The 8,214-nt window shown below is 37.0% G+C and carries 6 protein-coding genes; 4 read left to right on the top strand and 2 right to left on the bottom strand.

Annotated elements, in window-relative coordinates:
• From K5677_RS00030 to K5677_RS00020, 3 genes are all read left to right on the top strand, one after another.
• Positions 1–1,988, top strand: a 1,988-nt coding sequence (locus tag K5677_RS00030) for an N-6 DNA methylase (RefSeq protein WP_296723264.1), incomplete at its 5' end; no start/stop codon positions are given.
• 1 nt (position 1,989) lies between these two features.
• Complete coding sequence (locus tag K5677_RS00025; RefSeq protein ID WP_296723261.1) at positions 1,990–3,822, top strand: N-6 DNA methylase; 1,833 nt, start codon at positions 1,990–1,992, stop codon at positions 3,820–3,822.
• Positions 3,823–3,892: 70 nt separating this feature from the next.
• Positions 3,893–6,496, top strand: coding sequence for a hypothetical protein (locus K5677_RS00020; protein WP_296723260.1), 2,604 nt, complete (start codon positions 3,893–3,895; stop codon positions 6,494–6,496).
• Between the two features lie 33 nt (positions 6,497–6,529).
• On the opposite strand, the gene K5677_RS00015 is transcribed toward K5677_RS00020, so the two are convergent.
• Positions 6,530–6,946 (bottom strand): hypothetical protein, encoded by a 417-nt coding sequence (locus tag K5677_RS00015; RefSeq protein WP_296723258.1) that lies wholly within the window; start codon positions 6,944–6,946, stop codon positions 6,530–6,532.
• Between the two features lie 3 nt (positions 6,947–6,949).
• Positions 6,950–7,261, bottom strand: coding sequence for a helix-turn-helix domain-containing protein (locus K5677_RS00010; RefSeq protein WP_296723256.1), 312 nt, complete (start codon positions 7,259–7,261; stop codon positions 6,950–6,952).
• 507 nt (positions 7,262–7,768) lie between these two features.
• Here K5677_RS00010 and K5677_RS00005 point away from each other — a divergent pair.
• Positions 7,769–8,214, top strand: a 446-nt coding sequence (locus K5677_RS00005; RefSeq protein WP_366848615.1) for an AAA family ATPase, incomplete at its 3' end; no start/stop codon positions are given.

Here is an 8,214-nt window from a genome sequence, read left to right as displayed (position 1 = left end):
GAGCAGTATGCACTCCTGAGCATATTGTAGATATGATATGCAAACAGACTGTTGACCTATCAGCTGTAAAAACAATAGATGACATCTTCAAAATAAAGGTGCTTGATCCTTGCTGCGGATCAGGTGTTTTTGCTGTGTCTGTTTACGAATTGCTGACAAAGAAGATGATAGCAATTCTTAGCTCCGATGAAAACGAACGAACCAAATACAGCAATTATTTCTATGTACAGGACGAAAGCTATATGGTTACCATAGAAGGCAGACGAGCTATCGTCACTAATTGTATTCATGGCATAGACTGTGATGAAGCAGCCATAGAAGTAACAAAGATGTCATTAGCCCTTAAAATCGTTGACGGTAATAATCCTTTAGCTTGGAGCGGTATCGGTGCATTTGGCGAGAAGATACTTCGTGATATAGACGGCAATATAAAGCTCGGAAACACTCTCGTTAGTACAGATAATCATATTCCTGCAAAGCATATTGCTGAAATCAAGCCTTTTGATATAAAAATTGCCTTTGCCGAAGTTTTCAGTAAAAACAATGGCTTTTCCTATGTGATAGGCAATCCTCCTTATGTTGAAACAAAGCATTTCAAGGCAGCACAACCGTTGATGCACGATTATTTAAGCACAAAGTATAGCTCATTTGAGGGTAAAGCTGATCTTTCGGTATTATTTATCGAGAAATGTATCAGTCTCCTCAGTCCGAATGGTAAACTTGGCTTCATTATCCAAAGACGCTGGTTCAAAACTGATTATGGGCGTTCGATTCGCACTCTGATCAACGAAGGAAAATACCTTGAAAAGCTGATTGACTTCAAGGCGACAGATATTTTCAAAGGTAGAATCACCTATGTTTCAATCATGGTTCTTTCAAAAAAGAAAAATGATAGCGTCCGGTACTTCTTTATGCCTTCGGAAGCAGAGGACATAAAGACTATATTTGAAAATAGTGAAGATAACGGCGATTTTGCAACTTGCGACTTTGCTTCATTACCAATAAAAACAGGAACAGAAAGCTGGTCTTATGACAACTATCAGATTGAAGAGATCAAAAAGAGGCTTTCTGAGACTTGTGGTGCCTTGGGAGATTATCCGAAGTTAGCTGTTAAGGACGGCATTCAGGCTCTTTGGAAGAAGATGTATCACCTGACCTGCTGTCGTGTAGACGGTAATTATATCATCGGAAAGAATGGTTTTAAAGAAACAGTAAAAGTCGAAAAAGATGCTGTGAAGGCAGTCATATATAACCGAGAGTTCTATCCTTTCAAGAAAGTTGAACCTGATGCTTATTGTGTTTTTCCTTATGAAGGAGCAAACAATGACATTATCCCGTTCTCAGAACTGAAAGAGAAGTACCCTCTCTTAGCTGAATACCTGTCAGCAAATAAGCAGCGGATCACCGAGCAAGTTGAGTGCTATGAAGGTGATTTGTGGCACAGATTTACCCGTGAACACAACCATACACTATATAATGTGGATAAGATCATTATCCCGATGACCGCAAGGGATACGATTGCTACATTCATCAACGATAAAGGTCTGTATATGGATAATGCGAATGTGTGGTTCATTACTGTTAAGGGAGCATCTGCTGACCTTATGAAAGCTATCACCTGCATTATCAATTCTACAATATTCACTGTTCTTGGTAAATCCGGTGCTAATCCGCAGAGTGGCGGATACTATAAGTTTAACAAGCAATTCCTTATGCCTATTCCTTTCCCGATTGATACAGTTACGGAAAAAGCTGACTGTGTAGTGAAACTTGCAAAATACTATTCTGAGATTTCCGAACTTCAGGAGCAATATTTATCAGCGACTTTCAATACAAAAGAGATCATAGCAGGACAGCTTAGACAGTTATGGGCAGAGCTTGATGATATTTGTTACAGCCTTTACAAAGTAACAGATCAGGAAAAACAGCAGATTATCAATATAGGACGAACGGTAAGCCGTATCGACCTTTTGAATGGAGTTAAGTGATATGAACATAAAACAGCTTGTAAATAAGTTGCTTAAAATATCAGGCGATGTTACAAGCATCGAGAAGGCGTTGGTTTACTCTTTTGCTGATAAAGTCGCTGTTGACACAAATAAAAGCCAGTGGTTGAAAAACTATTTATCAGATATTGATTATTCTATTGTAGATAAGGCTAATCAGATCACAGAGAGTAAGCTGACATTAAATGAACTTATCGCTATTTTTGAGATGCTCGTTCCTCAAAGCGAAAAGAAGGAAAAAGGCGTAGTGTACACTCCTGAGATCATAACAAAATATATCGTCAGTCACACGCTTAACTGTAACAATATACCTACCGTACTTGATCCTTCATGTGGCTGTGGTGCTTTTCTTGTTACAGCTGCCGAATATATACACGAAAGATATAGTATTTCGTATTCTGATATAATCTCATCTTATCTTTATGGTGTTGATATAGACAGCAATGCAATAGACAGGATCAAGTCTTTGCTATCATTAATTGTTCTCATGAATGGCGAAGAAGAAAAATGCAGCTTTAATTTTATATGTTCAGATACGCTTGATAAGAAAACGTATGATAAACTTCAGAAAATGCATAAGAACGGCTTCGATTGCGTAGTGGGCAATCCTCCGTATGTTCGTAATAAAAACATGAGTGAGGACACCAAATGTCATCTGAATAATTGGATTTCATCATCAGTCGGAAATGTTGATCTATATATTCCTTTCTTTGAGATAGGAATCAAACTGCTATCAGATAATGGCAAGCTCGGCTATATCTCGCCGAACAGTTATCTGCAAGGTGTAAACGGAAGAAGTCTCAGGAAGTATTTTGCTGCTGAACAGCATCAGCTTGAAATTATTGATTTCAGGGATAGTCAGGTCTTTGAAAATGTTACAAGCTATACTTGCATAACTCTTATAGACAAGTCAGTGAAAACAGATGCTATCAAGTATTTCAGGTTAAATGAATTCAATACATTGGAAAAGCATACTTTTTCTGAGTATCATTATACAGATTTCCCTGACGGCAAACCGTGGAGAATGAGAGAGAGCAGTATTGATGAAGTGATCCATAAGCTCGAGTCATCGGGTACGCCGTTGTCAAACTGGAAAATCCGTAATGGTCTTGCTACATTGAAGAATGATATTTACTTCTTTACTCCGATAAAAGAGGATAATACATATTATTATAGAGAATATGATGGCAAGACATATAAAATAGAAAAAAAGCTCTGTATTAAGGTTGCTAAACCGAACATCATCAAAAATGAAGCAGAGCTGGAAAAGAAAATGGAAATCGCTATTTTCCCATACACGCATACGGATAATGCTTATCAGCTTATTGATGAAGAGAATTTTCAATCTTCTTTTCCAGAAGCATATAGTTTTCTTACTGAATATAAATCCATATTGCTTAACAGAGATAAAGGACACGGAAACTATCCTGCCTGGTATGCGTATGGAAGAACTCAGGGCATGAATAACTTTGGCAAGAAACTTCTCATTCCATATATAAGTGGAAGTCCTGTCGCTGTTATGTCTTTAGATCCCGATGTGTTATTCTACTGCGGATATGCTTTGCTCTCCGAGGATATTGAGGAACTGAAAATACTTAAAGTTTTTCTTGAATCAGAAGCGTTCTGGTATTATATCTTCCATACAAGCAAGCCATACTCTAAGGGATATATGGCTTTTGCGAAGAATTACATAGTGAATTTTACAATACCTGAGCTTTCTGAAAAAGAAAAGTCATATTTGTTGGAATCACACACTAGTGAAGAACTGAATGAATTTGTATGGGGAAAATACGATACTCAAAGCAACCGTTTCTGAAAGTGTTACAATCTATCAGATATGATTATAGGAACGTATGATTTTTAACCTGATAAAAGGATGTGAATATATGGCTGCAACACAAACAGATGCAGTATCTTTACTCAAAGCTTGGTTTGATAAGGCTACTAACTGGCAGAAAGATTTATTTTGTCAAATATGGCAAGGAAATGAGGATGTCGAGAAACTAACTACTAGAGCTTTTTCGTTAGCAAAAACTGAATATCTCGGAGAGAACAGCAGGTTTGCTCCATCGACCACATTCCCAACCACAGTAGAGTTTTCAAACGGTAGCAATTGCCCTGTTATATTAAAAAGCATTTCTGAAGTTCAAGGCGTTGGTGCGTTATCGCCTACAAGGCCTTTGGAATTTGGCAATAATCTTACTATAGTGTATGGAGAAAATGGGTGCGGCAAATCCTCATATGTCAGGATTTTGAAAAGTGCTGTATCTCCTAAAAATGCGAATGCAATTTTGGGTAATGTATACGAACCGAACTGTCCCAGTCCACAAGCGATACTTACATATAGCGATGATGGTGAAGAACACCTAATACACTGGAAACCAAGTATGAACAGCACTTGCCCTTTGAATATCTATGACACTTCTGTTGCCAAACAGTTTGCAGAAGAAAAAAACGAAGTAATATATGAACCACACATATTATCCATACTTTCAATAATGGCGGCGGTATACGAAGGCGTAAAAACTAAATTTGACGAATTAGAAAGCGAAAATTTAGGTCATCAAACTCCTCTGGATAAAGCAATCAGCAATCACAAATTAATAGCTGATTTTTATGCCATAAAAACAATTAAAGCATACGATCAATTTGCATCTGGCGTTATTTGGGATGAAAGCCAACAAATGCAACTTAGTGCCTTACAAGAAGGATTACAAAACCAAGATCCGTCCAAACAATTAAAAACATTAAAAGCACAACAAGAACTTGTAGAAAAACAATACAAAGTGTTGATTGATCTTATTACTAAAACAGGTAACAGCTTTAGTGAGGGATACTTATCACAACGCAAGGCGCAGATAAATACTAAACAGGAAGCTGACCATTTAATAGAAGAACTAAAAAAAGTGTCTATTATAAGCAAAACAGGTTCTGATAATTGGAAAAAAATGTGGACTGCTGCTGTCAAGTTTTCTCAGGAATCAACATCAAATAGTTCCGATACAATAATTGTAGACGGAAAATGTATTTTATGTCAGCAAGATATATCTGAAGATGCTAATACAAGAGTTGCTGAATTCTATAGGTATATGACATCAACTGCAATAAAGCAATCAGAAACAGCACATTTAGTATTCGAGAACACAGTAGAGCAGTTGAAAATAACATACACCAGTATCAATATAGAACAAGTTGAGTCAGTATTAAGAGCAAGCAGCGTTGAAGACGATATTATTAAGCAAATCATAGAACAATATAAGACTATTAAATCAAGGTGTAAGTGGCTTTTGGAGTATACTGATGATACGAAAACTTCTATTCCTGCCTCAGCGGAAATAAAGTCATTACTGGATGCAAAAGATAAGCTCTTAACCGATTATGCGGCGAGAATAAAAGCTTTACAAGATATCATTACCAATAGAGAAAAGCAGATCAATTTAGTGAATGATTTGCTTGCAAGAAAATGGATAAATGATAATAAGCTGATCCGAAAAAAGGATATTCAGGTGAAAATAGCGATATCAAGCTGCAAAACTAACGCCCTTACCTCAGTCAAAAAAGATTTAACACATATTTTGATTACAAACACTTATATTTCAAGATTTGAAGAAGAAATGTGTGCTATGGATTGTAATCACAAGATTAAGGTTGAACTTATTTCAAAAGCAGAAAAAGGTAAAGCATACCACCAGGTGGCTTTAAGAGGGGCTGTTCAAAAGAAGAAAACGGGCGAAGTATTAAGTGAAGGCGAATTCAGAGTAGTCTCCTTGGCAGCCTTTCTTGCCGATTTGTCTTCATGGAACAAAATTTTACCCTTTATATTCGATGATCCAATTACTTCTCTTGATCATAAGTATGAAAAGATGGTTGCTGATAGATTAGTAAAACTATCTGAAGAACGGCAAGTTATTGTATTTACACATAGACTTGCATTTGCGCAGCTATTAGTATCAAGTATAGGAGAATATAATAAGGCACAGTCAGAATTAGATACGCCAAACATAATCAATTGTAAACAAATCGAATTGCGTAATAGACCTTTAGGAGAACCAACAGAACCTACATATCATGGAGCATTAAAAATGAAAAATGCTCTTAATAATATAAAAAGTCGTGATATTGCTTTGCTCAAAAAACAATATAAGAATGGCGATTATGAAAGTTACGATAATGGAATCAAGTCACTATGTTCAGATTTTAGAAAAATCGTAGAACAAGGTATAGAGACTGACTTGCTTTGTAAGATTGTTACTCGATTTGGATATTCAGTAAATACTTTGCGATTAAAGTATCTCTATGTAGTTACTCAGAATGATATTGATTTGTTTAATAATATGATGACAAAGTATTCTGCATATGAGCACTCTCAATCTACGGAGCGCCCTGTAGAATTACCTGATTTGAGTGACATTGAAAGTGATGTAGATACATTAATAGCATGGCGTGATGATTTCGGAAAACGCTGTAAAGAAGTCGATAATAAGAAATAAAACGGCTGCACCCGAAGGCACAGCCGTTGCTCCTCAAATATAAACCATACACTCAAACACAGCTTCTCCCGCCAGGTAGACAAAGCAATTTTCAAGACCGAGTATTTTCTCAGCATCGCCTGTTATAACAGCTTTCTGATAACAACTGTTGGTCTGTTTCCAAAGCTCTACCTGGCGAGAGATAGCTTCACCGACTTTCAGTTCCATATCATCGAGGTACTGTACGAGCTTCCCATCGTTGACGAGCCTGCGAAGTCTGTCGGGATAATGGCTGTCAGAATAATGAAGATGATACCTGATGAAATCGGTGTGATAGGTCTTGCTCTCCTCGGTCTGCGTATCGGCATTGAAGTGGGTGACGGTCATGGTATTGGTGTCCAGTCTCCACAGCGGAACGTATTTCTTTTTCAGTGAGCTGTATGCAGTCTGTTCACTCTTGTATCTGCTCATAGTTCAAACCTCCTCGATTCCGTTGAAATAGGATAACAGGCTCTCTTTGTTGATTAAATATTTTCCACGAACACCTTCACCTGTGCGGAAAGCTTTGATTTTTCCTTGTGCTATCAGCATACGGATAGAGTGTTCGGAAATGCCCTCTATCAGCTCAGTACACTCCTTGATGGTCAGCATCTTGACCGACTGCACCGGAGCTTTGACAGTTTTTGAAGCGATTGCAGGTTGTTCCTGCACTTCTTCCTCGGCAGTCAGTTGAAGTAAAAGGTTAATTATAGTGTTTACGATCTCACGTTTTTCTGCTATTGTCATAATGATCTTCCTTTCGTGGGCGGAGTTCTCATAGTCTCTCACCACAGTTCTCAAAATTGATACAGAGATATGCAATAGCGTTGGTCAATTAAGGTCAAGTAGTGGTCAACTGAGTTACAAGAGGACGGCAGAAATTTTGAAATCCAGCAGAACCGAGGTTCTTGTAACTCAATCAAAACGCCGTATCTACGGCACTTTTTGAAGAAAAGGATAATTTAAGTGAAGATGCCTGAATACCAGTTCTGGGTTAGCCGAACATTCGGGGTAAACTCAAAGAGATAATTTTATCCCTATTGGGAGTATTCAAAATCACGTATTTACGCTGTTTTGTTCGGTTTGGGTTTATCTGAAATATGGTGAATTCCGGACGGTAACTAACAAGAATTTAAGGCATTTGCCCTTGCGGTGAATGCCTTATTTATTAGAACTTGATTTTGGCTGAACAATATGCTATAATTAGAATATTAAGCCATAATTGTTGCATACTATTATCGGAGGTGATGTTATATGCTGTTAAAGTATTCTGTTAGCAATTTCATGTCAATCGGGCATAATATTGAATTCAGTATGTTTCCTTTAGGTGATAGTATAGACGAACGCTTTTTAACCGAAATTGATACTGTTGCCGGAAAATGGAAAGTTTTAAAAAGAGGAGTTTTCTTTGGACCTAACGCTTCCGGAAAAACTTCTTTTGTAAAATCTTTAGAATATGCTAAAAGATATATATTAAGAGAAGGAGCTAAAAATTTACCTACAACAAATGTCAATCAATTCAAATTTAAACTTCCAGAGTATAATGGTATTACAACTTTTCAGTTTGTAATGTGTATTGATCGTAAAATATACAGCTATGGTTTTTCTTTAGATAACTCTTATATACATGAAGAGTGGTTATCAATTATGGGAAAGGATCGTACATTTATACCTTTATTTGTAAGTCTATCAAATAAAGG

The organism is Ruminococcus sp., assembly GCF_024684275.1.
This window is presented reverse-complemented; position numbering and strand designations above follow the sequence as displayed.